Source organism: Streptomyces puniciscabiei (assembly GCF_006715785.1).
GTDB classification, from domain to species: domain Bacteria; phylum Actinomycetota; class Actinomycetes; order Streptomycetales; family Streptomycetaceae; genus Streptomyces; species Streptomyces puniciscabiei.
This window is the reverse complement of the sequence record NZ_VFNX01000002.1, coordinates 49,357-73,827: the sequence shown is the minus strand read 5'-3', so window position 1 is coordinate 73,827 and position 24,471 is coordinate 49,357. Positions and strand designations below refer to the sequence as shown.

The window sequence follows — 24,471 nt, the reverse complement described above, 5'->3', positions numbered from 1 at the left end:
TCAGCGGTCGGCTGCAATTCGAACAGTGCAGGAGTCTGGGCAGCGTCGCGGCAGCCGATGACGACTGAGGGTCCTGGTGCCGAGGCACTCACACCGTGGCGGATTGCTGCCTGGACATCGTTGTTGAATACCAGCCTGCTGACTGGCTCCATGCGCACGATCGCGCGGACCGTCCCAGGAGGGACGTGACTGCGGGGCGGGGGCTTACTTGGATTCGACTCGTCCTGTCGGATCGGGGTCGGTCGTCAGTGCCTCGCACTCGGCCTGCCACGTGGGGGCACTGGGGCGAAGCTGGGTGTGGAGGTAGGCCGCGGTGAGCCGGGCGAGGGCGGCGACTCGTTCGGGGTCCTCGTCGGTGGTCTCGGCGGCGTCGTATCCGGCGATCCCGCCGAGCCCGTGCTCCGCGCCGAACAGGGTGAGCAGGGTCTTGGGCCCGGGGGCGAGGGTGTAGGGGTCGGCGTGCCAGTCCGGCCCCATGTCCGTGAAGTGCCGGGAGTCGTCCTCGTCGCCGGCAACGACCAGCGTGGGTGTGGTCATGGTGGAGAAGTCGATGGTCCGCAGGACCGGCAGCGCGTCAGCCATCGGTCCGTTGAGGACGTCACCCCTGCCGGGCGCGGCGAGCAGCACGCCCGCCTTGATCCGCGGTTCGAGAAGGCTCACCTCTGCCCCCTCGTCGGGGTCGGTGACCCGGGCACCGAGCAGGAGGCTGGAGGTGAAGCCGCCGAACGAGTGCCCGGCAACGGCGACCTTGGTGTGGTCGATCCGCCCGGAGAGCCCCGGCACGGCCTTCTCGATCATGTCGAGTCGATCGAGGATGTGCGACATGTCCTCGGAGCGCGAGCGCCAGAAGAAGGGCGCCCCGGGGGCGTCGGCGACCAGGTGACTCAGCGTCCTGGAGGAGAGGTGGGTTGGCTGGATGACCACGAATCCGTGGGCGGCCCAGAAGTTGACGAGCGGCGCGTAGCCGTTGAGTGAGGAGAGGTTGTTCGAGGGGCCGTGGCCGTGAGAGAGGAGGATGACGGCAAGACCGGTTCCGCTCGCGGGTGCGGACACGCGTATCTGGAGGTCCACGGGACGTCCGGGTACGGAGAGGACTACGGGGCTGAAGGACAAGACCGGGACCGGTGTGCCGAAGGTGTCGGCGCTGGTGACAGTGGATGTGCTCACGAGGTGGGTTCCCTTTCGGTGGCACCTGCCGTCCGCCGGTCTCCTGCGACCGACGACGGCCAAGGTGGGCAGGAGCATCCTGCTTCGACTAACCTGAAGCGGAGCATCGCTCCACTTATTATCCGGAGCGGCGCTCCGTTTTGTCAATCGGTGTGGAAGGAGTGCGCGATGGCCACCGACACCCCCGCAGGGCAGTCGGCGTCACGAGGCAAGCGGGCCGACGCACAGCGCAACCGGCAGACGGTGCTCACGGCTGCCGCCGAGGTGTTCGTCACCTCCGGCGTCGACGCGCCGATCCGCCAGATCGCGGCCCAAGCGGGCGTCGGGATGGCCACGATCTATCGCCACTTCCCGACCCGGGCGGATCTCGTCACGGCCGTCTACCGCCACCAGATCGAGGCATGCGCCGAGGCCGGCCCGAACCTGCTGGCCAGTGCCGAATCCCCGCTCGACGCACTGCGCCAGTGGATTGACCTTTTCGTCGACTTCCTGGTCACCAAGCACGGTCTCGCCGACGCCCTGCAGTCCGACCACGACCGTTTCGCCGCGCTGCACGCCTACTTCCTCGACCGTCTGCTGCCCGTCTGCGCCCAACTGCTCGACGCTGCGGTCGAGGCCGGTGACATCAGGCCCGGTACGCAGGCGTATGAGTTGATGCGCGGCATCGGCAACCTCTGCATCGGGCGCGACAACGACCCCCGCTACGACCCCCGACGCTTGATCGCTCTCCTTCTCCAGGGGCTGCAGGGACCTCACGCGTCCTGATGCCGACGAGCGGCATCGCGACCTGGTCCCTCCGCGCTTCCATGCGATCCGGTGATCTGTTACCGCTTGTAGCGGAGGGGCTGTAGCAGTGCCCTACGAGCAGGGCCTGGACGCAAGCCCTATCTGCGCCACAAGTTTGACCAGCAACTGCGCACAGAACCGCGCAGCGCCGACGAGGTACTTGGTCCGACCAGCCACCGCAGCGATGCGTCATCTGCCACCCGGAGCGGGGACTCCGGCTATGACGCCGCAGGTTGAGTCCTGCCTATGGGCGGCCAACATAGGAAGACTTCCACAGGATGCGCCGCCCGCCAGCGCCCATGGCTGATGGGACCGACGCCTCCGGAGCCGTGTGCGCAGGCTCAAATCGTGCCGGGGGGCGGTTCGCATGAAGTGCGGAAGCCCCCGCAACCCCTCAGGGCGCTGGAAGCGGGGTCCTCGTGAATCTGCAGCCGGATGCCGCCGAGCGCAGCCCGATGACGGCTACTGGTGCAGCCGCGACGCGTCCCGGCAGGACTCGGAGCCCGAACAACGGGCGAGCGCGGTCAAGGTCTCGTGCAGGGCTTTCTCTCCCCGTCGCTCAGAGTGCCTGCGAGATTCTTGAGCTCAGCGGGATCGGCCTGCGTGTCGTAGTGTCCGCATTCCCCGTCCGCGTACTCGACCCAGAGACTGTCCGCGGTCCGAAGCGCCTCGTACGTCGGCGGACGCCGCTGTCCTTCGGAGCCGCGTCGGGATCGCCCTTGGACGTTCCGGGATGGTGATGCTCGACCAGAACGGACTCACGCCAGTCCTTCGGCGATGGACCAGCCCTTTTTCTGCCCCGCGCAGGCCGGCTGCCGACCGCTGCGCCAACCGTCGGCCCATGAGAACGCCAGCGAGGCGTAGCGGAGCGTTGCCCAGGGCAGGACAGTTCACGTTTCGTTGCGGCCGTGGTGCGCGCGTGAGAGGGCGGCGGCGCCCTGGCAGGCGAGGGTGGCGGCATCGTCTGCGTACTGGGGGATGTCGTCGGGCCATTTCGAGGGCGGCTGGAGGATCAGCAGCGAGACGGCACCGTGCAGGCACGCGCAGATGGCCCGGGTCAGCGCCGTCACATCGCCGTGGAGCACGCCGGCGTCGGCGCATCGCTGCACCGTTTCCCGCAGGAATCGGAAGCAGGCGTCGGCGACCTGCTCAGTGGCGGCTGTCGCGGGTCCGGTCGCGACCAGGCGGTAGCGCAGGGGATGGTCGAGTCCGAACCTGATGTAGGCGACACTGCGCTGGTGGAGTTCGGCGAACGGGTCGGTGGTCTGGGCGCTGATGCTCAGCATCCGTCGGCCGAGTTCGTCCCAGACCTGGAGGCACACGGTGTGCAGCAGTTCCAGTCGGTTGTCGAAGTGGAGATATACCGAGGGGGTGCTGACCCCGACAGCCTGTGCCACCGCACGGATGGTCACGCCGTCCTCGCCGGCGTCGTCGAGCAGCGTGCCGGCCGCTTCGATGAGCTCGTCCCTCAGTCGGCCGCCGTGGCCTCGCTTGGCGCGACTGCGCCGACGGCCTTCGGGTGTGCTGGGGCGGGCGTCGGCCGTGGACTGGCCGGGTCCCTCAGTCATGGCGCCTCCGGAGGGCGACGAGTTGAGTGACGCGGACGCAGAGCCGGTCCTTGTCATCCCTGATGTCGATTTCCACGGCGACCGTTGACTTGCCGACGTGCAGCGGGCGGGAGGTCGCGAAGGCGCCGGTGCCGTGTACGGGCCGCAGGAAGTGGGTGGTGGATTCCATGGTCGCGGGGACGGTGTCGGCGGTCCCGTTCAGCGTGGCGCACACGGCGCCGGCTACATCGGCCAGCCCCATCAGTGCCCCGCCGTGCATCGCGGCGCCGACGGTGGACTGCTCGGGCGTGTAGGCGAGTTGCGCGGTGACAGCGTCGGCCTTGAGGGATCCGAAGCGTATCCCGAGCGTCCTGGCGAACGGCGCCATGGTGTAGACGTCTTGCGCGGTGATGGTCATCGCGGCCCCTCAGGTTGTCACCGTTAAGTTAACGGCGACATGTTATGGGGGCGTCACGGTTCGCGTCCAGCCTGTGGCGCGAGGCCGCTGGGCTGTGCGGTCTTCTGGTGCCGATCGCAGGCGTGCTGAGAGACCCCGAGCTGTCACTCGGATGAGACAACTTCAAGTGTCTGGAGAACCATCGACCTTGATCTCATAGGCCCACGGTCCCGTCGGAAGCTGCGTCGCCGGGCGGGCCAGGGCGACGTCTACGGGCCACTCCACCCCATCAGCCTGCACCTCTGCGACACCGGCCGCCTACTGACGACTCCCGCGCTGCCGGCACGCGGCCCGGGCGGCGAGGCCGTTGCGGTAGGGCACACCGCCGCCCGGCGCGAGCCCGGCCGCGCTGAGCGACCGGGCCCTGAAACGGATCACGCGTGAGATCAGCGTGGCAATGCGTCGAGGTAGCGCCTGATGCCGGAGTCGAGGCGGAGCTTGTCCGGGGTGCCCGGGAACCCGCGGACGGCCTCGAGGAGTTCCCGCTCGGGCCGACCGGTGATCTTGACGTTGATCACGTTCAGGAGCTCGGCCCATTTCGTCCGGGACAGGGGACGCTGCAGCTGGCTTGAGATCTCCGGGTCGGCGAAGGCTCGGAGGGCGAGAGACGCCTGCTTCGGGTCGAACCGGCCGATCAGGTCCAAGTAGATCGGGTCGGCCGCGAACACTTCGCCGTTGTCGTTGGTGAGGAACACCGTGACCAGCGTCTTCACGTACTGCCGGACGAGGTTTTCCGGGAGGACCCGTACTGTCCAACGAGTTCGGCGAGGCGACGCGCTACTCGCGGTTCGTTGTAGAAGTTGTTCAGGACGAGGTGCACGTCCATGAGCTCGTCGAGCGCCTCGGCCAGCTCCGAGACATTGACCGCCACGAGGAGGTAGCTGCCGCCCTGGGCAAGGTCGATGAGTTGGCGGGCGAGGACGGCCTGCGCCTGGTCGGCATCGGCCAGGAAGCGTGCCAGGCGAGTGCCGGCCCCAAAGCGGGCGTCCTCGGAGATGTAAGGCCAAAGCTTCTGCCAAAGGTCGCGGATGTTGTCGAGGGTGTGCGGCTCGAAAGCGCCCCGGCACGCCCGCGCCGACAGCCGTCCAGAAGGCCCGGGAGTCCCGGAAATGACCGCCCAGGGTGTGCCAGGAGTTGATGGCGAAGGCATCGCGGTGGAACACGGTGTCCTTGCGGGACTGGTGGGTGGTTTTGGCCCTGAATCGGTGCGACTAGGTGTCGAGGAACTCGGGGATGAAGATGTCGCGGCTGGTCAGCAGGCGCTTGGAGAGGCCCTGCTCGTGGTGGTAGCGCAGGAAGGTGTCGACCGCCTTGCGGTTCTCGCGCAGGCCGTAGGGCCACCAGTCCTCGCCGAGCAGGCTGCGGTTGTGTTCGAACAGGCTGCTGAACCAGGGGGTCACCAGGCTCATGTGCTGCTTCGCGGCGTCCTCGATGTATTTGCGTTCGGCCAGGTCCTTGGCCTTGACGAAGGCGCGGTAGACCGAGCGCAGATCCTCGGAACGGTGTACCAGGTCCTTGCGGACCGCGACGATGTGCATCGGGGGAAGATCCCGGTGCGCCGGTAGTAGTCGCGCTCGACGTTCTCATAGTCGGGGAAGAGCCGGGCGATCTTCGTCGATCCCCGCAACATGGCGTGGGGCACGTCGACGGAGATGAGCGCGTCGATCTCTCCGGACTCGAGCATCGCGCCCAGGGTCTGGCCGTGGTCGGCGTGCCGCACGTGCACGCCGTCCGGCACTGGCTGCGGGAGCCAGTCGAATGCGGGGATGGGGTGGTTGGTGCCGCCGATGACCCAGCGGCACTGGTCGACGGTCACGCCGTACTCGTCCGACAGGATGCCCTTGGGCCAGATCCCGGCGTCGTGTCCGAAGAGCGCGAACTCGCCGAGTGTCTTGCCGGCGAGGTCCTGGGGCTTCTCGATCCCTGCCTCGGTGTTGACGAAGATGGCGGAGTGCCGGAAGTTGCGGTTCGGGAAGATCGGCAGCGCCAGGAATGGGGCGTCGTCCAGGTCGAAGGTGCGCAGGAAGTAGGTCAGGCCGAGTTCCGCTATGTCGTAGCGGCCTTCGAGCATGTGCCGGAAGAGGTCCGAGACCAGGGGCTCCGTCTCAAGGGTGGCGTCCACCCCGTCGATCTTCACGCGGCCGTCGAAGAGCGCCTCGGTGTGCTCGTATCGATAGGTGCCGATGGTCAGCTCGATGCTCATCAAGATCCCCGCTTCCGTGAATGGGCTTTCATTTTTACGATCGGCCCGATATGGTTCCCTGTCAAGATGAAGGATCATTCACTTTGAGGGAGCGGGGCATGCCGCGCATCACGCCCGAGCGTCGGGAAGCCAAGCGAGCGGAGATCGTGGCGGCAGCGCGCCGGTGTTTCGCGCGGGGCGGCTTCCACCAGACCTCGATGCCGGACATCGCCGCCGCAGCCGGTGTTTCTGCGGGTGCCCCCTATCGCTACTTCGCGAGCAAGGAGGAGATCATCCTGGCCATCGCCGCGGACGCCTTCCGGCTGATCTTCGAGCCGATGGAGCGGGTGGCTGTGGCCGCTGACACCCCTTCCCTGGGCGACCTGGTGGCCGCTTCCCTGCGGGCGCTGAGCGCCGAGACCGTCACGGACGCCGCAGGGCAGGTGGTGCCGGTCGAGGAACTGCTGCAGTGCGTCGTGCAGACCTGGTCGGAACTACTGCGCAACGACGGCCTGCACGCCCGCGCCTTGGAGGGCTTCGAAAGGGTCCGTCGCAGCATCGCCGACGCCCTGCGCCGCGGACAAGCGGCGGGCGCTGTCCAAACCGTGGAGCCGGAGAGCGGCGCACGGGTATTGATCGGTCTGCTGCACGGATTCCTGCTCCAGCGTGTCGCCTTCGGCTTGACCGACACGGGGGGATTCAACGACGCCGTCCGGGGGTTGCTCGACGGAGCCGAGCACCGAGACAACGCTGCGCGGTGAGCGTTCCCCAGCTCAAGCTGCAAATCCGCTGCACATGCGGATGCGGCACCCCCTCCAAGGAGCGAGTCGGAGTTGAGACAACTTCCGCTCTGCGCGTGCGTGGCGCGTGCGGCCCCGATGGTCGCAGGGCCTTGAGCCTGCTCACACGGTCGTGACGCCAGGACTATTTCTGGAGCGGGTTGTTGTCTTCCGAGCGTTCGTGAGACGTGCCCTGTGGCCGCGATACACGCGGCGTGTCCGCCGACGTGAGCGGCACAGGCGCGGCGCATGCCGCTCGCGTTGCTTGTGTCGCCGCCCGCTGCGCCCTCAGCGCTGGCGCCGGACGACGCCGTCGTGGTCGGAAGTGGTGTCTGGCCCGGCCCGGATCGGCTGCCTGAGCCACCGGAAGCACCGGTTCACTGTCCGCAACCTGATCTTGATGGTGCCGCCGTCCAACCTCCCGGGGTGCTTGTGAAGCATCAGTAGGATCACGGCATGCCTTTTCCGATAGCCCGCCGCTACCTGCTGTCGACAGTGCTGGCCGTGGTGCTGATCGCGTTCAGTTACTACGCTCTGCAGCCGGTCCGAGTGACCTGCGCGCTTAGCTCTGGGCCCTATGGCTCCGCCTGGACCCAAACACTGCCCACTCGTCCAGCTATGGTCAGTGTGGCAGAGAACGCATGCGCTTCCTGACCTGGCTAGATCGGTAGGCGCCTCCGACCGGTCCAGGCCGACGAGTTCAGGTTGCCGCTGTTCGGACCGGCGCCCCGCCAATCCACCCAGTCCGCGGTCAAGAGCCGGCCAACGCGCCGGGTCGGCGCCCCGCGTGTGGAGTGACGGCGGCCATGACAAGCTCCCCACGGGTGCCTACTTACTGAGCTCTTTCAGCGCTGCCGCTCCAGGGTGGGGACGGCTGCGGCGATTGACGTCATTCGGTTCGGGCTGCACCTTGATCTGCGGAAGATGCGCCAGGACTTCAGTCGTGCCACGCCGCGCTCGACCGGTGCCCGCGCCGCGGACAGCGCACGGTTGACGGTTTGCTGGGTCGGTGTGAGTTCTCGGCCCGGCGGACGTCTGAGAGATGTTGTCACCCACGGGCCGGCGCCCATGTAGGCCCTGTCGGCGAGGATCGGGACGCCTTGGCGCTCGCAGATCCGGATGATCCGGTGGGTGCGGGCCGCCGTCAGGTCGTGAGCGCGGCCGGGTAGTGCAGGCGAGATCCACAGCAGCCGCCCCGCCGGGTCGGTCACCACCTGCACGTTCACTCCGTGCCGGCGGTGCTTGTGGGAGTAGTCGGCGCGGCTGTCGCCGACCCGGTCGCACTCGGCAAGGGTGCCGTCCAACAAGACGTAGCCCGGGTCGGCTTCGCGCAGCGCGCGCAGCAGGCCGGGCGCGCGATCGGCGAGCAGGCCGATCACCGCGGCCGTGTAGGCGTGGGCGGTGCCGATCGAGATTCCGAAGCCGGCCGCAAGCTGCGCGAGAGTGATGTGCTGGCGCAGGTACACCAGACCGACCAAAGCACGCTGGTGCGGTGGGAGCTTGCAGCGGCGGTCACCCTCGCGAGTGACGATCAGCATGGTGACCCACTCGACCAGGGCATGAGGCAGGTCGAGTGCGGCAGGATAGAGAACCAACAAGGCTCCTGCGCCAGCGAGTTGAGACGTCGAACACCTCCCTCAACGGCACGGGAGCCTTGTCCGTTGCGGATACTTACGCCGTCACCCGATCAGTGGCCGCGCTGAAGGACCTCAGTGACAGCTTCGTCTTACTGCCCCTCGTCGGCTCGGCGCGCTGTGCTGAAGCGTCGCTGATAGGCGGCGGGGCTGAGCGACAATTCCCTCACGAAAACTCTCCGCATGCTCTCGTAATTCGGGAATCCGGAAAGGGATGCCGTCTGCGTTGCGGTATGCCCTTGGTCGAGGAGAGATTTCGCCATGTCGAACCGGATCATCTCCACGTACCGGGCCGGCGTCGTGGACAGCTCGTCGTGGAAGAGCCGAGTGAGATGCCGAGGGCTCACATTGAGGTGCTTGGCGAGTTCGCCGAGTGAGTGGTTTCCCCCGGGATTCGCCGTGATCAAGTCGGTGATTTTACGGAGGGCCGGAGACCGGGGCGGCGGTCCTTGCAGTGGGGCGGAGAACTGCGACTGGCCGCCTGAACGCTGCAAATAGACCACCAGGGCGCGGGCGACGTCGCGGGTGAGATCAGGGCCGTGATCCTCCTCGACGAGTGCCAGTGCCAGGTCGATTCCGGCGGTCACGCCCGCCGAGGTGTAGGTGGTGCCGTCACGGACGTAGATCGCGTCGGGTTCGACGCGGCTGGCCCGGCAGCGGGCGGCGAGCTCGTGCGTGACCTTCCAGTGCGTGGTCGCGCGCTTTCCGTCCAGAAGGCCGGCGGCGCCGAGGATGAATGCTCCGGTGCAGATGGACGCGACCCGGTCGGCCCGGCCCGCCAGCGTTCGCGTGGCCTCGATCAGATCACGGGGGACCGGTGTGCGCGGGTAGAGGTCTGCGCCGGCCACCAGGAACGTGTCGGGAGCAGGCTCCGTGGCGGCGGCGTCGACCGCGATCCGGATCCCGATGGACGAGGTGACATCGGCACCGGTCGGTGACACCAGCACGATCGTGTAGTCGGCACCGAGCCGGTTCGCTTCCCCGAACACCTCCGCGGGGCCGACGACGTCCAGGAGTTTGACCCCGTCGTAGACGAGGATCGCGACCCGATGCGTGGAGGAGCCCACAACCCCGCTGCCCGCCTGTCCGGATTCGGGTGACTCATGGCCGGACCGAGGGAGCGCCGGACGCCGAGTGGTTGGCAGTGTGGAAGACGGACGCACCGTCCATTCGTAACACACCGATATCGGAAGGAGCAGAGGTCATGAGCGAGATCATCGCAGGGGTGGAGATTCCTGAAACGGCGGCGGTTGCCGAGGCCACCCGCGTCATGCAGGAGATGACCAGCCCCCTCATCTACCACCACTCCCGGCGCGTTTTCGTCTTCGGCGCCATGCACGCTCACAGACTCGGCCTGGAGCCCGACCCGGAGCTGCTCTACCTGTCCGCCATGTTTCACGACACCGGCCTCCTGACGCCGTTTTCCGACGCGGAGCAGCGCTTCGAGGTCGATGGAGCCGACCACGCACGCACGTTCATGCTCGACCACGGCTTTCCGGCCACGGCCGCCGACGTGGTGTGGACGGCGATCGCGCTGCACACGACCCCGGGAATTCCCGGGCGGATGGGCCCGGAGATCGCCAGCACGAATCTGGGAGTCCTGACCGACGTGATCGGCCTGGGCGTGCACGAACTGGATCGCAGCCAGGTGGACGAGATCACCGCCGTCCATCCGCGGGGCGACTTCAAGAACGAGTTTTTGCAGACCTACGTCGAAGGACTCAAGCACCGCCCGGAGACCACGAACGGAACCGTGAACTCGGATGTGCTGGAGCACTTCATTCCCGGCTTCCAGCGCACGACCACGGTCGAGCGCATCATGGGCGCTCCGTGGCCGAGCTGATCAAGGCGCCATAGAACGTGATGAGACGTGTGAGTGGCCCTCGCGACGGGCGTCGTCTCGGGCGAAGTGCGGCCTTCGCCGTGCTGGCCTGCGCCAATGTGGTGATGATGGCCACGGCAAGCGCACCGTCACCGATCTATCCGCTGTACCGGGAGCATTGGGGCCTGTCGGTCACGATGCTGACAGTGATCTTCGCGGTGTATGTCGTGGGTCTGCTCGGCGCCCTGCTGACGGTCGGATCGCTGAGCGACCAGCTGGGTCGCCGCCCGGTGCTGGTCGCCGCCCTTCTGGTGGCGGCGACCAGCACGGCGGTCTTCTGGACGGCCGACGGCATCGTCTCCCTCCTGACCGCCCGGGTGGTGCAGGGCATCGCCACGGGGACGGCCACGGGCGGTCTTGCCGCCGGACTGGTCGAGCTCTCACCCAGGAGACGTCCGCAGCTGGGGCCCACGACGACAGCGGTGGGCACGAGTATCGGCATGGCCGCCGGCGCCGGAGTGGTGGGGCTGCTGGTTCAGTCGACCTCACGCCCCGATGCGTATGTCTTTCCCGTCCTTACGCTGACCTTCGTCGTTCTGGCCGCGGTGGTCCTCACGATCCCTGAGACACTCGCCCGGCGCGCGATGGGACTGGCGTCGTTGCGACCGAGAGTCCGGGTTCCCCGGGAAGCCCGGCCGGAGTTCTTCGCCTCCATTCCCGCCCTGGTCGCGGGGTGGGCCGTCACGGGTCTGTTCCTCGCGCTCACTCCGTCCCTGGTGAGCAATGTCCTGCATGTGCGCTCCGGCGCTGCGGGCGGGCTCAGCATCGCGGCGCTGTTTCTGGCCAACAGCCTGGGCGGGGTGTGGTCCGTTCGGCATACGGCACGGCTCGCCACCTTGCTGGGGGCGGTTCTCCTGACTCTGGGTGCGTCCGGACTGGCGGTGGCCATCGCTGTTGCGTCGCCAGCCACATACGTGGGCGGATCGGTCGTAGCGGGGCTGGGCGTCGGCCTGACGTTCAACGGCAACCTCCGCGCCATCAGCGCGGTCACCACTGCGAAGTCGCGATCGGAGGTCTTCTCGGCCGTCTACGTGATCAGCTATGCGGCGTTGAGTCTTCCGGCCCTCGCGGCCGGGCTCGCGGCGCCCTCATGGGGGCTGGAGACCACGGGCTATCTGTACGTCGGCTTCGTCGGGGCGCTGTCCGTGGCTGCGGCCCTCCACGCCGGACGAGCACGCGCTCACAGACCCACCGGCGATCCGATCGCACGGGCCGGGAAAGCGGATCTCTCGGCGAACCGTCCCGCTGCTGAGCGCGCGGCACGTCCCACGCCGACACCATCCCCGAAGCAGCTTGATCAGGACTTACAGCTGCCGTGTCGGAGCGGGTCGGCTCGCTTCCGCGGAGCTGTCTTCGGAGATCCCGAGATCGAAATAGCTACGTTGCATCCGCAGGTGGAGGAGGTTGCGATCCGAATGGGCGACAGGCACGGGCCCGGACGGTCTGCGCAGGAGGGCCTGCTCGGAGCCGAATGGGAGAGGCACCGGCCCGCGGTCTTCGGAGTGGCCTACCGGCTGCTGGGGACTGTGGCCGATGCCGAGGATGTCACCCAGGACGTGTGGCTGCGGGCGGCCGGAGCGGATCTGCAGGACATCGAGGATCTGCGGGCCTGGCTGGTGACGGTGGCCGCGCGACGGTCGTACGACATCCTCAAGAGCGCCCGTTTCCGCCGGGAGAGCTATGTCGGGCCGTGGCTGCCGGAGCCGCTGCTGACAGGGCCGGACGCGTCGCAGCCGGTACTCGTCGACGAGTCCGTCAGTTCGGCGATGCTCCTGATCATGGAGGAGCTGAGCCCGCCGGAGCGGGTGGCCTTCGTCCTGCACGATGTCTTCGGCCTTGAGTTCGGCCGGATCGCCGAGGTGCTGGACGTCTCCGTGCCGGGCGCCCGACAGCTCGCCTCGCGGGCACGACGGCGGGTGGCCAAGGCGAAGCAGTCCACGCCGCAGGCGTCGAAGGCGGAGCGCGAACGCGTCCTCAAGGTCTTCCGCGCCGCCTACGAGGCCGGGGACCTGGCCGGCCTGGTCAGGCTCCTGCACCCGGACGCGGTCTACGTCACCGACGGCGGCGGCAAGGTCTTGGCAGCACGCAAGCTCATCCACGGCGGCGAGCGCGTCGCCGAGGTCATGATGCGTACGGGGCGTCAGTGGCACCCGGACCGCATCGACTTCGCGGAGGTCGGTGGCGAGTCGGCCCTCGTGTTCCACCGGGAAGGACGGGTCTACTCCGTCGACACGGTGCAGATCGCAGAAGGCCTGATCACCGCGTACCGCCGGGTCATGAACCCCGACAAACTCGTGCGCGTCTGAGCTGTCACACCCGGACGGGCCACCTCGTCTCCCTGCTGAGAACGCACAACGGGCGACGAAGGAATCCGCGCGAGCAGGTGAGATCGATCATGCATAACGGCATACATCCACCTGCAGCCGCTATGAGCCCTGTGCGCTCGGGTCGCCCCTTCCAGTAAGGATCTGTATGCAAGCCATCACTGTGCGAGACCGTGACGCTGGTCTTGCCGGGATCTCCCTGACAGACATGCCCTACCCCCATGCGGCCGAGAACGACGTCATCGTGCGGGTGCACGCCGCCGGCTTCACCCCTGGCGAGCTGGACTGGCCCGCCACGTGGACCGACCGCGCCGGCCGCGACCGGACGCCGAGCGTGCCCGGACACGAGCTGTCCGGTGTCGTCGCAGAACTGGGGTACGGCACCACCGGCCTGAGCGTCGGACAGCGGGTGTTCGGCCTGGCCGACTGGGCCCGTAACGGCACACTAGCCGAGTACACCGCGGTGGAGGCCCGCAACCTCGCCCCGCTGCCGGCGGACATCGACCACACCGTGGCCGCCGCGCTGCCGATCTCCGGGCTGACCGCCTGGCAGGGGCTGTTCGACCACGGGCGCCTCACCACAGGCCAGACCGTCCTGATCCACGGTGCCGCGGGCGGCGTCGGCTCGATCGCGGTACAGCTCGCCCGCGAGGCCGGCGCCCGCGTCATCGGCACCGGCCGGGCCTCCGGCCGGGACAGGGCACTCGCTCTCGGCGTCGACACCTTCATCGACCTGCAGGCCGAGAAGCTGGAGGATGCCGGCGAGGCCGATGTCGTGTTCGACGTCATCGGCGGCGACATCCTCGACCGCTCGGCCGCCCTGGTCCGCCCCGGTGGCACGCTGGTCAGCATCGTCATGCCGCCCAAGGCCCGGCCCAAGGACGGGCATGCAATCTTCTTCGTCGTCGAACCCGACCGCGCCCGGCTCGCCGATCTCGCCACTCGGTTGAGGGACGGCCGCCTCAAACCAGTCGTCGGCGATGTGCGGCCACTCGCCGAAGCACCCTCCGCATTCGCCCCCGGCAAGCGCACCCCGGGCAAGACGATCATCCGCGTCACGGAAGACTGAATCAGGAGACCCATCGTGATCAGAATGCGAATCGCCACCGGCTTCCTGGCCGTCGCCACGCTGACTGCGGCCACGGCCTGCTCGACCTCGGACCAGCCCACCCACGCCACGGGCACGACCACGGCCAAGGCATCGCCTGCGGCCATGGCATCGTCTGCGGCCATGTCATCGACACCCCCCACCGAAACCCTCAAGCCGCTGCTCCAGCAGGCCCTGCCGAACGTGAAAGGCAAGACGTTCACCTCGGCGATCGTCGACTTCCCGCCCGATGCACGCGCGCTGCCGCACCGGCACGGCCAGGCCTTCGTCTACGCCTACGTCCTCGAAGGCACCGTGCGCAGCCAGCTCGCCGGCAAGCCCGCGACTACCTACCACCAGGGCGAGAACTGGGTCGAGCCGCCGGGCGCCCACCATGTCCTCACCGAGAACACCAGCCGGACCAAATCCGCCAAGCTCCTGGTCGTCTTCGTCTCGGACACCGGAGCCAAGCTCAAGATCGACGATCCGAAGTCGTAGACCCGGGACATGCGCGGTGCGGCATCACCCTGTACCACCCCGCCAAAGCACGCCCACTCTCCACCGACGTGCCCAAAGCGCGGCGCCTACCACACGAAGGAATCATGGGAACCATGACCGACCCCCAGCGCGTCAACATCGGCGAGCAGCCCCGGCCGCCTACAAGACCCTCATCGCCCTGTCCTCGGAGGTGCGAGAGAACACCACCGCCGCGGGCCTTGACCCGCTCCTGGTCGAACTGCTGAGGATCCGCACCTCTCAGATCAACGACTGCTCGTTCTGCCTGCGCATGCACACCCGTGACACCCTCAAGAAGGGCGAAAACCCTGACCGGTCGCCGGGCTGCCCGCCTGGGCAGAGACCGGCTACTTCTCCGAGACGGACCGCGCCGCCCTCCGCCTGACCGAGGCGATCACACGCGTGCCGGACGGACACGTCAGCGACCAGGACTACAACGCCGCCGCGGCCGTACTCACCGCAGACCGGGTCTCGGCAATCGCCTGGCTGGCAACCGTGATGAACGCTTTCAACCGCGTCGCGGTCACCAGCCGGTACCCCGTCGGCAGCTGACACCGGCGGTGATAAGGGCTGCCGCAGCGGTAATGGTGGAATCACTCGGGCAGCTTGTGCGAGCTGCCCCGGCCCACACAAGCGCGGAGGCGTCCGACGGAGTACCTGCGCGGAGAACGGCCAGGGGAACCAGGTCGAGCCGCTTGTCCATGTCGAGGCGGAAGGTGCCGTACGGGTTGGCCTCATGAGCCGCCGCCTGGCCCGCTGACGCCGCGGGCGAGCGTGAAGCGGCCCGGCCCAACCGTGGCCAGCCAGCCGCGCGCGACCAGGCGTTTCGCCTTCGACCGCAGGGCCTCCACCCGCGCCGGCACCACCTCCATACCGAACAGTGCGGCCATCTCCTGGCAGGTCAGCGGCCCCTGTCCGAGCCGGGACCGGTCCGCGAGTGTCTTCAGGATGCGCTGGTAGTCGACCGACAGTGCGGACCACGCCAGCCCTTCGCGCCACACCGGCACCTGCGGCTTCTGCCTCGTCGAGGCCGTCACCGGCGACGTAGCATCGTCCGCGATCCCGGCGCCAGTCGGCGCGGACAGCAGCACACTGACCCGCTGGCGGGCGATCTCCACTCCTGCCATTCCTGCTGAGCCGCGGCCAGTTCGGCCTGAATGCGGTCGGCTTCCTCGCGTAGCTCGTCCGCCCGACGGCGAGCTCGTGCTCTTCCAGCAGTCCGACCACCGACGGCATGCCCGACCTCCACAGGAGCGACGAAACGATGAGCCACCACTCCCACCCTGCCGCCACCCCTACACCTGACCAGCAGAAACGCAATCCTCAAGCTCGGAAGGACAACAGCTTCTGAGACCTGCGCGCCTCCGCCCCGGCGGACGGGCCGGCGCCGACAGCAGGCGGGGATCAGGGGGCTTGGCGCAGGTGGCGGTTCGCGTCGAGTTCCCTTCAGCGGCGCAGAGAACTGGGACTGCCCTCCGGGGCGCTGCATGGACATGACCAGGTTTCGGGCGACGTCACGTGCCAGATCCGCACCCTGGTCGCGTTCGACCAGGGAAAGCGCAAGGTCGATGCCGGCCGTGACGCCCGCCGAGGTGAAGATGCCACGGTCCTCGACGAAGAGGGAATCGGGCTCGACGCGAATGTCGGGGTAGGCGCGCGCGAGCAGCTGGGCGTGACGCCAGTGAGTGGTCGCGCGGTGCCCCGAGAGCAGGCCTGCGGCAGCGAGAACGAACGAGCCGGTGCAAATGGAAACAAGCCTGTGTGTGTGGGCACGCAGCAGCCGGACGGCCTCCGTCAGATCCGACGGGATCGGCTCGGTGACGAGTGGATCCGCACCCGGGACGACAAGTGTGTCGGCGTCGACCTCTGCCGCGGCCGCGTCGACGGGCAGGCGCGTACCGATCGAGGTGCGTACCGGCTCGCCGGACGACGAGGTGTAGCGCAGCGAGTAACAGGCGCCGAGAGTGTTGGCTTCCGCAAACACCTCCGTGGGGCCGGAGACGTCGAGCATCTTCACTCCGTCGAACACGAGGAAGGCGACACGATGGACGGTCATGCGGTGGTCGGTTCCTTTCCTCGATCACCCTTCCTTGATCAAATCACGGCGTCCGAGAGTGGGTGAGTCCCTCGCCGTCCGGACCGGTCCAACTCGCGGCGCTACGGCCGCTCGGTGGGCCGGCTGGGGCCAAGAGCGCCGGCCGGCCCCTCGCCGACTGCTGGCCCACCCGCGACGTTGCCATGATCGCGAATCAGGTCACTCGGGCCAGGCGTTGGACCGTATGACAGCGACGAAGTCCTTGCGCTGGAATGTGGGGTCGAAGTGTGCCAGGACGTCGTCGTTCATGGTGCCGAACGTGGTGTCCGGCCGGTCGGCCATGCCGTCGTAGAAGGCTTGGAGAATGCGGTTCTTGAAATCCGGCCTTGGATGGGCGGCGACGACCTCGGCGCGTTGTACCGGGGTGATCTGCTCGAGGTTCAGGCCCAGGACGTCGGTCTCGACGCCGAGCGTCACCACGGCGACTTCGGGCGCGAGGTGGAGGGGAACCTCCGGTGTGGTGTGCAGCGCGATGGCAAGCCAGACGTTTCGCGCCTCCTCCTCGCTGCGCCCGTGGTCACGCAGGAAGCCGTACGCCGCCTCGGCGCCGTCGAGCTCGAAGCGGCGGTCCTTCGTGCGGTGGTCGGCCGTCAGCCCGAGATCGTGGAAGAGGCCGCCGACGTAGGCGAGTTCGGGGTCGACCTCGAGTCCCCGGACAGCGGTCTTGAGCATTCCCCACAGGAACACCCTGCGGGAGTGGTGGAACAGCGTGTCGTCGGCCGACTGGCGTACGAGAGCGGTCGCCTCGTGGACCAGGGCGGTGTCCGGGACCGTGATCCCGGCAATCGTTTCGGGCATGGGGACTCCTGAAGGGGAAGGCCGAGGAATGGGTCACATCCGATTCATCTCCACGGTCCCCGTCCGGTCTGGTAGCCGGAAGTGTCCAAACGGACATGCATTCCACGGTTCCGGACGCAGGGGCCGAGTAGGTGCGGGGACGCGAGCTTGTCGGCCGCCTGTGCTTGGTGCGGACATCGACAGCACAACGGCCTGCGACCGGTCCCGGCTGTAGAGCGCCTGGCGGGCCGGGACCGGGTACGGTGCTCGGCTGCTTTGACGGGGGATGCGGCGCCCCGTGGCCTCGCTCGGCCGGCCCTGCCCTGCTCCGGACCGGTTACCGGCAGGGCAGGAGCCGTGCCGGTGCCCTGACAACGGCGGCTGCTGCCATCGGCCTGGCCTGGCCCGGCCAAGCCAGGCCAGGCACGGTCAGATCGTGCCGGGCGCGCCGGCCATGACCCAGGGGCCGAACCGGCGGGCGGGATTGCGGCTGCCGCCCGTGGTGCCTGCGGTGAGAAGGATCAGGACGGCGAGGGTCGTCCCGATGACGGCAGAGGCGACCTCTTCCAGGTCCGGATTGCCGACCACGTGGAGCACGATGGCCAGCAGCACTGCCGTGGCGACCGCCTCACCGACACCGATCACGACGAGTGTCCGGCTGATGGCGGGGCTCACAAGGGCGAAGCGACTTGGACAAGCGGCGTATGAGCCGGGCTCGACCAGGGTCACCTTGACGCCGAATCCCGCGACCTCCTGCGCGAGGGATTCGCTGAGGCCTTCGAGGATTTACTTGGAGGCGTGGTACCCGCCTCCGAGCGGGAACGCCGTGACGCCGCCGACCGAGGAGATCTGGACGATGTGCCCCGCGCCCTGCTCGCGCAGGTGGGGCAGCACGGCCTGGACGACCCGGACCACGCCGAACAGGTTGGTCTCCAGTTGGTCGCGCAGTTCCTGCTCGGTCAACTCCTCCACCGTCCCGAGCAGGCCGTACCCCGCGTTGTTCACGACGACGTCGAGACGGCCGAAGTGCTCCTCAGCCCGCTTCACGCTCTCGAGGACGGCCGCTGCGTCGGTCACGTCCAATTCGAGCGGGAGCACCGCGTCGCCGTGGGCGGCGACCAGCCGGTCCAGGCTCCCGGGCGTTCCGGGCGGTCGCGGCCACCGCATCGCCTCGGGAGAGGGCGGCCTCGACGAAGTTGCGATCCAGGCCGCGGGACGAACCGGTGACGAACCAGACCTTGCTCATGATGCCCTTCCGCTCCTTCTCACTGCGATGGGGTCACCGCCGCCAAAGACGCCCGCCCCGCAGGCCCCGCCCGCGGTCGGCAACGGTTCGTCCCCGAGGAGAGACAGCCCGGCGGGCTGTGACATCGCCCGGAACCGGGGACCTTCGGACGCGAAGTTCGTCAAAGCGTTCGCCGTTGCGCCGAGGAGGAGGCGCGGGAGCTACTGCCCCGCCTGGCCGGGGCGGCCCTGGACCTGGCCGGGCGGGGGTTGCTGGAGGTCCGCCGCGCGGACGGCCCGTGGCCCGAGAGCACCGACCCGGTGCTGAGCGGCCAGGAGCTGCGCCGGGTGCTGACCGACCCGGAGCAGTGGATCCCGGCCAGGGCGTGCGCGGACCGCGTCTGGCTGTCGGTGCCGGAGGTCGTCCGCGCGCGTTGGCAGGCCCGCGCCTTCCCGGCTCCGGCGTCGGGCGGGTTCCCGCACCGCGAGGAGTGGACTGCGGTGGAGGAGACCCTGCTGATCTGCACGCTGGAGGCGAGTGGCTGGCTGACCGGCCCCTTCGGCGTCCTTCAGAGCCCGGAGGGGGACTGGAGCCTCGATGAACGCCTCGCCTGGGTCGAGCCGCAGATCGCGCCGCTGGTCCGATGGGTCGAGCAGGGCTGGATCGAGGTGTACTACTTCCCTGGCCGGGAGGAGGGCTTCACGGTCGTACCGGCCGGCGAACTCCTCACCACGCTGGCCGACCCGGCGGTGTTGCACGAGGACGACGACTGGGGCGCGGGCGTCACTTGCGAATTCACGGATGCCGGACTGGGTGCCTGGCGCGGCTGAACGGAATCTTTGAGAGGCGGCCATGTCCGGACACGGTCGCCCACGCCGTCTCCGGCGGTGCTGCGAAGGCCCGGCCCGGACGGCGGATTCCCCGGGCCTTCGCATGCACCGGGCGTCTTACGGGCGCCAGTCGGCCTCCAGGTCGTGGGAGTCCGCTTTGGTGAGCTGGGTCAGTGCGGTGCCGTCGGCCCGTACGAGGTAGAGGTGTTCGGGGTCGGCGTCGTCGGCACCGCCTCTGGTGAAGACCAGGCGGCTGCCGTCCGGGGACCACGAGGGGTTCTTGTCGTTGAGGCGGGCCGCGGTGATGCGGTGCAGCCCGGTGCCGTCGGGGCGGACGAGGTAGAGGTGGGCGAAGCCGGAGGAGTCCACGCGGCTGAAGGCGATCCGGTCGTTGTGCGACCAGTCGGGCGTCCAGTCGTGGGAGCCGGCCCCGGTGACCGCCGTCTGGGCCAGGGTGGACAGCCGGATCCGCATCACTTTGCTGTGTCCGGTCGCGTCCGCGCGGTTGAACGCCAGGTACCTGCCGTCCGGGGACCACGTCGGGTGGAGATCGTCCGCCGTGGTGTGGGTGAGCCGGGTGGCGGGGCTCCCGTCGATGTCGGCCACGTAGATCTCGCGCTGGGTGCCGACCGGTTTGGCGTAGGCGATCCGTGTGCCGTCCGGGGACCACGCCGGGTCGGTGGCGCCCTTGGTGCCGGGGACGGCCTTGAGGTCGTCGCCCGTGGTCTTCATGGTCCAGATGCCGTCGATGGCGCCGCCGGATCCGTAGCGGACGAAGGCCACCCGTTTGCCGTCGGGGGACCAGGTGGGCATCACGTCGCTGACGGTGGAGGTGTGGGTGAGTTTGACGGGCGTGCCGCCGGCGGTGGAGACCGCGTAGAGGTCCTCGACGGGCGCTGCGGAGGTGTAGCGGGCGAAGACGATGGGGTCGTCCCCTGCCGCCCCCGATGTCCCCGCCGCCCCCGCGTCTTGCGCCGCGCCGAGGGTCAGCGGTACGGCCATGGCGAGCGCCGTGGCGATCACCGCCGCCCGGCGGCGCCGCGCTGTGCCGGTTCCACCGGTGGTGCCGATTCTTCGAGTCCCTGCGGCGGTTCTGCCGTTGCCGATGCGCATCAAGGTGTCCACCCGATCCCTCCCCGCGGCCTGCTGCTGCGGGCCGCTCCGGCCGGTAAACATCCCATCCGTGGGGCTCTGGGGGAAGCGGCGGCACCTGGCGGTACGAGCCCTGTGACAGGTTCCGTACGTCCCTGTCACAGCGACACGGTGCGGAGGCGTCGCGCGCGGCGCCCCGGGACGGGCGACTGGTGCGTGCGGCGACTGGTGCGTGCGGCGGCTGGTGCGTGCGCCGGCGCCCAGACGCCGGCGGCCGGCGACGGCCGTATGCCCGCAGGTCCCTGACCCTCCGTCGACGTGAACGCCGCGCATCCCGCGGGTTCGCGTACGTCGTCGGGGCCGTCACCCCTGACGGGTGGGATGTGTGTTGCGGAGAGGGCAGGATTCGAACCTGCGTGGATCCTCGAGGGGTCCGACTCTGGGCTGCTGCCCTGGTCCCCGATCAGCCGCTCCGGGCACCTCTCCTCGTTCCCGGCCTCGCGGTGTCCTCGCGGTGCCGTTCACGTGTTCCACGGTGCCAGGGCGGGCTGACGCTCTCCTGACTGCCGCTGACCGGCAGGCGTGTCCGACCGGTGCAAGGTGCGCCGTCCTGTGTGACGCGCGCACGGCTGCCCTTGCTGTGCACTCATCGTGCGGCCCGGACACCACCGCGGTACCGGACGTGCGGTCGGTGCACGGACCGTGGCCGGTCAGAGGCTGCGGGCGGTGATGTCGCCGTAGGAGGTGGTGGCCTGGATGGTCAGAGCGGGGGAGCCGTCGCCGTTCCTCAGAAGCTGTGTCACATCTCCTTTCAGCAGGTCACAGCGTCATAAGGCTCGATCGTGATCTGGCTTGGCGTTCGGCCGGGCGTCGATGGGCGGGCAACCGAACGGTATGGAGGTACCTTCAGGCGGCTGCCGCGAGAGTGGCTGGGACCGCCTCGTTGCGGCGGAGCTGCCGGGCCAGCCGGCGGGACATCAGGGTGAAGGCCCACTGGATGTGGGCTTCGGCATGGGACATGAGGCGCTCGTAGTCCCTTGCGCTGCGTCGGGCCCGCATCGTCCACGAATTCGACCGCTCCACCACCCCACCGGTAGTCGCGGCCTGTCGAGTACGACAGGCCGATGTCCTCGGGGAACAGCCGGATGGCCTCGCTGACCGTGAACAGGTCGTCCTTCCCGGACGGATTCGCACCCCCATACGAGCGCATCGGCTCGATCTCCATGGCTGCATCGCCGATCCGCCACTGGGCGCCGCTCATCGTGGCGACCCAGTCCCTCCCCAGCTTGACCAGCTCGTCGTAGCGTTCCCGGGTCAAACTGCCGACCATTGCGGGCATCCGGACACCACCCCACGGGCCCCGGCGCGACCTATGTCACCAACTGGCCCGAGCAGACCGTCTCTTCGCGCCATCCGACGGCCTGAGGCCGTCGGAAAGGGCGCGGCCCCGGCCGTGGAGCAGGGCCATAGCCGCCAGATACGCGGTCTCACAACTCGCGCTGTCTCGTGCGCCGCCTGTGCCAGGCTCGTTTGCGGCAGCGGGGAGAGCAGTACGTTGCCGAGACGGGACGTTCGACCCCGACCGTCCAGGACATTCCGCACTCTGCACAGGTGGACGTCCGGCCCGCCTGGACTGTCTCGGTCCTCGCCCGCGCTCTCGCATCTGCCGCCGGTGCCGCGACCTGCACGCCGATGAACAGAATGCGGCCTTCGCCTTCGCCGTCGGCATCAGCGGACCCCCGCAGGCACGGCACAACCGAGGCCCGGCGCCTCGGTCATCGGCGACCACGACGAGCCTCAGCCGGGGCACCTTGTCCCTGCCCGTGACGTCACCGAAAGGCAAGGCCGGGGCGCGCTTCCGGGAAGTAGAAGGCGAGCAGGGGAGAGCGTGGAGACGCAGGGTACAGACTTGAGTCTCCTGCAGGGGGAGACAGGAAGGTGGGCTCATGGACGGCGGCACCCTCTACTCGATCGGTGAACTGGCCCAGCGCACCGGGCTGACAGTCAAGACGATCCGGTTCTACTCCGATCGTGGCATCGTGGCGCCTGCCGACCGCACTCACGCCGGCTACCGGCGCTACGCCCCGGAGGCTGTCGCTCGCCTTGCTCTGGTGCGGACACTTCGAGAACTGGGACTCGGCCTCGACATGATCCGGCAAGTCGTGGATCAAGAACTCACGCTCAGCGAAGTCGCTGCGGAGCACGCCGCCGCACTGGACGTACAGATCAGCCTCCTGCGTCTGCGACGGGCAGTGCTGACGGCCGCCGCCGAACGCGAAGCCACCCCCGAGGAGATGGAACTCATGCACCAGCTGGCCACGCTGTCCGAAGCCGAGCGCCGACGTCCGATCGACGACTTCCTAGACAGTGTCTTCGGCGGCCCGCACAGCGACTCCCGCCATGCCGCAGCTCGGCGCTCCATGACACCCGAACTGCCCGACAACCCTACAGACGAGCAGGTCAGGGCATGGGTGGAGCTGGCGGAACTGTCCCTGGACCCGGACTTCCGAGCCACTGTGCGGCGCCTGGCCGAAGACCATGTGACCGGCCTGCCCGACGGCGCCCCCACACGACCGCGCCCGGACACGGTCGCCGTCGCCCGTGATCTCGTCGGACCAGCTGTGGCGTCCGGCATCAGCGCGGATTCGCTCCAGGCCGATCCAGTCGTCGCGGCGCTCACCGCTCAATGCGCGCTCGCCCACGGCCGCCCCGAGGACCCCACACTGCACCAGTGGCTGCTGCACCGTCTGGAAGCCGCGAGCGATCCACGCAGGGACCACTACTTCCAGTTGCTCGCACTGATCAACGGCTGGCCAGCGCCGGATCGCCTCGCCCCGGTGATCGACTGGTCCATCACAGCTCTGCGCGTACGGGCGGCACGATGACGCAACAGCCTCACAGTCCCGCACAGCCAGACGAGGCACGCAAAGCCACTACGGCCACATACGCTCGACCGACGGGCAAGATGGCTGCACGACTGGAGGCAGACGCCACACCGTCAGCCTCCGCCCTCATACTGCGCCCTTGGAGCCCGGCGGATGCTGTCGACCTGGTTGAGCTGTATCGGGATGACGTCCTGCGCCGCTGGACGAGCTCAGCCGTCAACGACGAGGCGAGCGCGGCGCGGTGGGTTCAGGAGCAGCAACGGGGATGGGAGACGGGGGACCGCTTCGGATTCGCCATCGTGGAATCCCAAGCCACGGGTCATGAGGAGCAGTTGGCGGGCCACTTGGTCCTCAAGAACGTCACACCGGGTGCTTCGTCCGCCGAGGTCGGCTACTGGACCGCGGCGCATGCGCGCGGCCGGGGAGTGGCGCCCAGAGCACTGCAGGCGCTCACGGACTGAGCCTTCACCGCCTTCGGTGGCGGACTGACGCGACTTGAACTCCTGCACCAGTTGGACAACACCGCGTCATGCCGCGTCGCCCAGAAGAGCCGGTACGAACTGACCACGCTCCTGCCCGCAGCGCCGCCGGCATACCCCCTTGCCGGTCACCTACACGTAAGGACGCGCGAACTCTGACCGCTGCAGCGGGTCGCGGTCGAATCCGTGCGAGTGAGCTCGGGCTGTAAAAAATAACCGTTCGTTTTACTTTCAGGAGGTGTGGGCGTCAGGGGACAGGTGCCCGCGGCCCGCCGACAGAGCAACGAGGGCGGGCGGCCCCGCCTCTGCGAAAGGCTGCAGCGGACGCGCAGGGCGGGGCCCTTCCATTGGCTCAGACGGTCATGGCCGCGAGTTTCGACGGGTTCATCACGACGAGCACGCGGTCGATGCCGTCCGGGGTGACGCTCACGGTGAGGACGGCGACCACGGTGCCGTCGCGGGACAGACTCAGCGCCGGCCTGCCGTTGGCCTCGGCCGGGTCCACCGTGACGCCGGGCCAGAAGCGGTCGGCGAAGGTGGTAGTACCTCGCCACGCGGTGACGGCCCACGGCGGGGAACTTGGACGCCTGCACGACTCCTCCGCCGTCGGGGGTGAGCTTCACTGGGGCGACAACGGCCCGAAGGTGCGACTTCGCTGTAGGCCATAACCCTGCCCAGTCCCGCTGCCCGCGACAGCGGGGGCATCTCCCGCCCCTGGCCGGCGGGC

General features: G+C 68.6%; 23 protein-coding genes, 1 tRNA gene and 6 pseudogenes. 12 read left to right on the top strand and 18 right to left on the bottom strand.

Features of this window, described 5'->3' with window-relative positions:
* Nucleotides 1-204: 204 nt before the first annotated feature.
* Nucleotides 205-1,167: an alpha/beta hydrolase family protein gene (locus tag FB563_RS31025; RefSeq protein ID WP_055705100.1), complete on the bottom strand. Its 963-nt coding sequence runs from the start codon at nt 1,165-1,167 to the stop codon at nt 205-207.
* 168 nt (nt 1,168-1,335) lie between these two features.
* Between FB563_RS31025 and FB563_RS31020 the strand changes: the two genes are divergently transcribed.
* Nucleotides 1,336-1,932 (top strand): TetR/AcrR family transcriptional regulator, encoded by a 597-nt coding sequence (locus tag FB563_RS31020; RefSeq protein ID WP_055705101.1) that lies wholly within the window; start codon nt 1,336-1,338, stop codon nt 1,930-1,932.
* Nucleotides 1,933-2,843: 911 nt separating this feature from the next.
* Here FB563_RS31020 and FB563_RS31015 read toward each other — a convergent pair.
* From FB563_RS31015 to FB563_RS31000, 6 genes are all read right to left on the bottom strand, one after another.
* Nucleotides 2,844-3,521, bottom strand: coding sequence for a TetR/AcrR family transcriptional regulator (locus tag FB563_RS31015; RefSeq protein ID WP_167528539.1), 678 nt, complete (start codon nt 3,519-3,521; stop codon nt 2,844-2,846).
* Complete coding sequence (locus tag FB563_RS31010; protein WP_055706545.1) at nt 3,514-3,918, bottom strand: PaaI family thioesterase; 405 nt, start codon at nt 3,916-3,918, stop codon at nt 3,514-3,516. Before FB563_RS31010 ends, FB563_RS31015 begins: the two co-directional genes overlap by 8 nt.
* A 425-nt stretch (nt 3,919-4,343) precedes the next feature.
* Nucleotides 4,344-4,670, bottom strand: coding sequence for a hypothetical protein (locus FB563_RS43180; protein WP_055706546.1), 327 nt, complete (start codon nt 4,668-4,670; stop codon nt 4,344-4,346).
* On the bottom strand, nt 4,667-5,107 hold the full coding sequence (locus FB563_RS43175) for a hypothetical protein (protein WP_055706547.1): 441 nt from the start codon (nt 5,105-5,107) through the stop codon (nt 4,667-4,669). The genes FB563_RS43180 and FB563_RS43175 overlap by 4 nt, the downstream gene beginning before the upstream one ends.
* 61 nt (nt 5,108-5,168) lie before the next feature.
* On the bottom strand, nt 5,169-5,366 hold the full coding sequence (locus FB563_RS43585) for a hypothetical protein (protein ID WP_208766327.1): 198 nt from the start codon (nt 5,364-5,366) through the stop codon (nt 5,169-5,171).
* The gene (locus tag FB563_RS31000) at nt 5,363-6,160 is read right to left on the bottom strand and encodes a substrate-binding domain-containing protein (protein ID WP_208766326.1); all 798 of its coding nucleotides are present in this window, start codon (nt 6,158-6,160) and stop codon (nt 5,363-5,365) included. Before FB563_RS31000 ends, FB563_RS43585 begins: the two co-directional genes overlap by 4 nt.
* A 98-nt stretch (nt 6,161-6,258) precedes the next feature.
* On the opposite strand from FB563_RS31000, the gene FB563_RS30995 reads away from it, so the two are divergent.
* Entirely contained in the window at nt 6,259-6,900 is a 642-nt protein-coding gene (locus FB563_RS30995) for a TetR/AcrR family transcriptional regulator (protein ID WP_055706549.1), read from the top strand.
* An 863-nt stretch (nt 6,901-7,763) separates the two neighbouring features.
* Here FB563_RS30995 and FB563_RS30990 read toward each other — a convergent pair.
* A complete protein-coding gene (locus FB563_RS30990) occupies nt 7,764-8,513 on the bottom strand; it encodes a transposase family protein (protein ID WP_142219108.1) in 750 nt (249 codons plus the stop codon).
* A 131-nt stretch (nt 8,514-8,644) separates the two neighbouring features.
* Nucleotides 8,645-9,619: a GlxA family transcriptional regulator gene (locus FB563_RS30985; RefSeq protein WP_055706551.1), complete on the bottom strand. Its 975-nt coding sequence runs from the start codon at nt 9,617-9,619 to the stop codon at nt 8,645-8,647.
* A gap of 137 nt (nt 9,620-9,756) precedes the next feature.
* Here FB563_RS30985 and FB563_RS30980 point away from each other — a divergent pair, with 137 nt between their 5' ends.
* From FB563_RS30980 to FB563_RS44285, 7 genes and pseudogenes are all read left to right on the top strand, one after another.
* Nucleotides 9,757-10,395, top strand: a complete 639-nt coding sequence (locus tag FB563_RS30980) for an HD domain-containing protein (protein WP_055706552.1) — start codon at nt 9,757-9,759, stop codon at nt 10,393-10,395.
* Nucleotides 10,396-10,415: 20 nt separating this feature from the next.
* A pseudogene (locus FB563_RS44300) lies at nt 10,416-11,465 on the top strand (MFS transporter); the annotation flags it as partial.
* Between the two features lie 384 nt (nt 11,466-11,849).
* Complete coding sequence (sigJ, locus tag FB563_RS44295; protein ID WP_055706558.1) at nt 11,850-12,740, top strand: RNA polymerase sigma factor SigJ; 891 nt, start codon at nt 11,850-11,852, stop codon at nt 12,738-12,740.
* Between the two features lie 166 nt (nt 12,741-12,906).
* Nucleotides 12,907-13,827 (top strand): NADP-dependent oxidoreductase, encoded by a 921-nt coding sequence (locus tag FB563_RS30970; RefSeq protein ID WP_055706553.1) that lies wholly within the window; start codon nt 12,907-12,909, stop codon nt 13,825-13,827.
* Between the two features lie 24 nt (nt 13,828-13,851).
* Nucleotides 13,852-14,343 (top strand): cupin domain-containing protein, encoded by a 492-nt coding sequence (locus tag FB563_RS30965; RefSeq protein WP_055706554.1) that lies wholly within the window; start codon nt 13,852-13,854, stop codon nt 14,341-14,343.
* The gene (locus tag FB563_RS44290) at nt 14,240-14,746 is read left to right on the top strand and encodes a carboxymuconolactone decarboxylase family protein (protein WP_234357769.1); all 507 of its coding nucleotides are present in this window, start codon (nt 14,240-14,242) and stop codon (nt 14,744-14,746) included. The genes FB563_RS30965 and FB563_RS44290 overlap by 104 nt, the downstream gene beginning before the upstream one ends.
* Nucleotides 14,747-14,763: 17 nt before the next feature.
* A complete protein-coding gene (locus tag FB563_RS44285; RefSeq protein WP_234357770.1) occupies nt 14,764-14,913 on the top strand; it encodes a carboxymuconolactone decarboxylase family protein in 150 nt (49 codons plus the stop codon).
* Nucleotides 14,914-15,095: 182 nt separating this feature from the next.
* Here FB563_RS44285 and FB563_RS45270 read toward each other — a convergent pair.
* The 5 genes and pseudogenes from FB563_RS45270 to FB563_RS30940 all read right to left on the bottom strand — a co-directional run.
* Nucleotides 15,096-15,597, bottom strand: a pseudogene (locus FB563_RS45270) (hypothetical protein).
* A 319-nt stretch (nt 15,598-15,916) separates the two neighbouring features.
* Nucleotides 15,917-16,417, bottom strand: a pseudogene (locus FB563_RS45265) (AraC family transcriptional regulator); the annotation flags it as partial.
* 198 nt (nt 16,418-16,615) lie between these two features.
* Nucleotides 16,616-17,254, bottom strand: coding sequence for an HD domain-containing protein (locus FB563_RS30945; RefSeq protein WP_055706555.1), 639 nt, complete (start codon nt 17,252-17,254; stop codon nt 16,616-16,618).
* Nucleotides 17,255-17,662: 408 nt separating this feature from the next.
* A complete protein-coding gene (locus tag FB563_RS43170; RefSeq protein ID WP_167528534.1) occupies nt 17,663-17,908 on the bottom strand; it encodes an aquaporin in 246 nt (81 codons plus the stop codon).
* A 24-nt stretch (nt 17,909-17,932) separates the two neighbouring features.
* A pseudogene (locus FB563_RS30940) lies at nt 17,933-18,479 on the bottom strand (SDR family NAD(P)-dependent oxidoreductase); the annotation flags it as partial.
* Between the two features lie 248 nt (nt 18,480-18,727).
* On the opposite strand from FB563_RS30940, the gene FB563_RS30935 reads away from it, so the two are divergent.
* Complete coding sequence (locus FB563_RS30935; protein ID WP_055706556.1) at nt 18,728-19,288, top strand: hypothetical protein; 561 nt, start codon at nt 18,728-18,730, stop codon at nt 19,286-19,288.
* 117 nt (nt 19,289-19,405) lie between these two features.
* Here FB563_RS30935 and FB563_RS30930 read toward each other — a convergent pair whose 3' ends face one another.
* The 3 genes and pseudogenes from FB563_RS30930 to FB563_RS45710 form a co-directional block, all read right to left on the bottom strand.
* Nucleotides 19,406-20,413, bottom strand: coding sequence for a PD40 domain-containing protein (locus FB563_RS30930; RefSeq protein WP_167528538.1), 1,008 nt, complete (start codon nt 20,411-20,413; stop codon nt 19,406-19,408).
* A 358-nt stretch (nt 20,414-20,771) separates the two neighbouring features.
* Nucleotides 20,772-20,866 (bottom strand) — tRNA-OTHER (locus FB563_RS43165).
* 224 nt (nt 20,867-21,090) lie between these two features.
* A pseudogene (locus tag FB563_RS45710) lies at nt 21,091-21,174 on the bottom strand (DUF4097 family beta strand repeat-containing protein); the annotation flags it as partial.
* A 1,152-nt stretch (nt 21,175-22,326) separates the two neighbouring features.
* Here FB563_RS45710 and FB563_RS30915 point away from each other — a divergent pair.
* Together FB563_RS30915 and FB563_RS30910 are read left to right on the top strand one after the other, a co-directional pair.
* Nucleotides 22,327-23,265, top strand: coding sequence for a MerR family transcriptional regulator (locus FB563_RS30915; protein ID WP_142219104.1), 939 nt, complete (start codon nt 22,327-22,329; stop codon nt 23,263-23,265).
* 80 nt (nt 23,266-23,345) lie between these two features.
* Nucleotides 23,346-23,903: pseudogene (locus tag FB563_RS30910) on the top strand (GNAT family N-acetyltransferase).
* Between the two features lie 193 nt (nt 23,904-24,096).
* On the opposite strand, the gene FB563_RS43160 reads toward FB563_RS30910, so the two are convergent.
* Nucleotides 24,097-24,249 carry a hypothetical protein gene (locus FB563_RS43160; RefSeq protein ID WP_159045525.1) on the bottom strand — a complete coding sequence of 51 codons (153 nt, stop codon included), beginning with the start codon at nt 24,247-24,249 and terminating at the stop codon, nt 24,097-24,099.
* Between the last annotated feature and the right edge of the window lie 222 nt (nt 24,250-24,471).

Excerpts from the sequence above, each read along its gene's own strand:
- FB563_RS31020 (WP_055705101.1), top strand. The coding sequence starts at position 1,336 with ATGGCCACCGACACCCCCGCAGGGCAGTCGGCGTCACGAGGCAAGCGG.
- FB563_RS31015 (WP_167528539.1), bottom strand. The coding sequence starts at position 3,521 with ATGACTGAGGGACCCGGCCAGTCCACGGCCGACGCCCGCCCCAGCACA.
- FB563_RS31010 (WP_055706545.1), bottom strand. The coding sequence starts at position 3,918 with ATGACCATCACCGCGCAAGACGTCTACACCATGGCGCCGTTCGCCAGG.
- FB563_RS43175 (WP_055706547.1), bottom strand. The coding sequence starts at position 5,107 with ATGCCTTCGCCATCAACTCCTGGCACACCCTGGGCGGTCATTTCCGGG.
- FB563_RS43585 (WP_208766327.1), bottom strand. The coding sequence starts at position 5,366 with ATGAGCCTGGTGACCCCCTGGTTCAGCAGCCTGTTCGAACACAACCGC.
- FB563_RS31000 (WP_208766326.1), bottom strand. The coding sequence starts at position 6,160 with ATGAGCATCGAGCTGACCATCGGCACCTATCGATACGAGCACACCGAG.
- FB563_RS30995 (WP_055706549.1), top strand. The coding sequence starts at position 6,259 with ATGCCGCGCATCACGCCCGAGCGTCGGGAAGCCAAGCGAGCGGAGATC.
- FB563_RS30980 (WP_055706552.1), top strand. The coding sequence starts at position 9,757 with ATGAGCGAGATCATCGCAGGGGTGGAGATTCCTGAAACGGCGGCGGTT.
- sigJ (WP_055706558.1), top strand. The coding sequence starts at position 11,850 with ATGGGCGACAGGCACGGGCCCGGACGGTCTGCGCAGGAGGGCCTGCTC.
- FB563_RS30970 (WP_055706553.1), top strand. The coding sequence starts at position 12,907 with ATGCAAGCCATCACTGTGCGAGACCGTGACGCTGGTCTTGCCGGGATC.
- FB563_RS30965 (WP_055706554.1), top strand. The coding sequence starts at position 13,852 with ATGCGAATCGCCACCGGCTTCCTGGCCGTCGCCACGCTGACTGCGGCC.
- FB563_RS44290 (WP_234357769.1), top strand. The coding sequence starts at position 14,240 with ATGTCCTCACCGAGAACACCAGCCGGACCAAATCCGCCAAGCTCCTGG.
- FB563_RS30945 (WP_055706555.1), bottom strand. The coding sequence starts at position 17,254 with ATGCCCGAAACGATTGCCGGGATCACGGTCCCGGACACCGCCCTGGTC.
- FB563_RS30915 (WP_142219104.1), top strand. The coding sequence starts at position 22,327 with ATGGACGGCGGCACCCTCTACTCGATCGGTGAACTGGCCCAGCGCACC.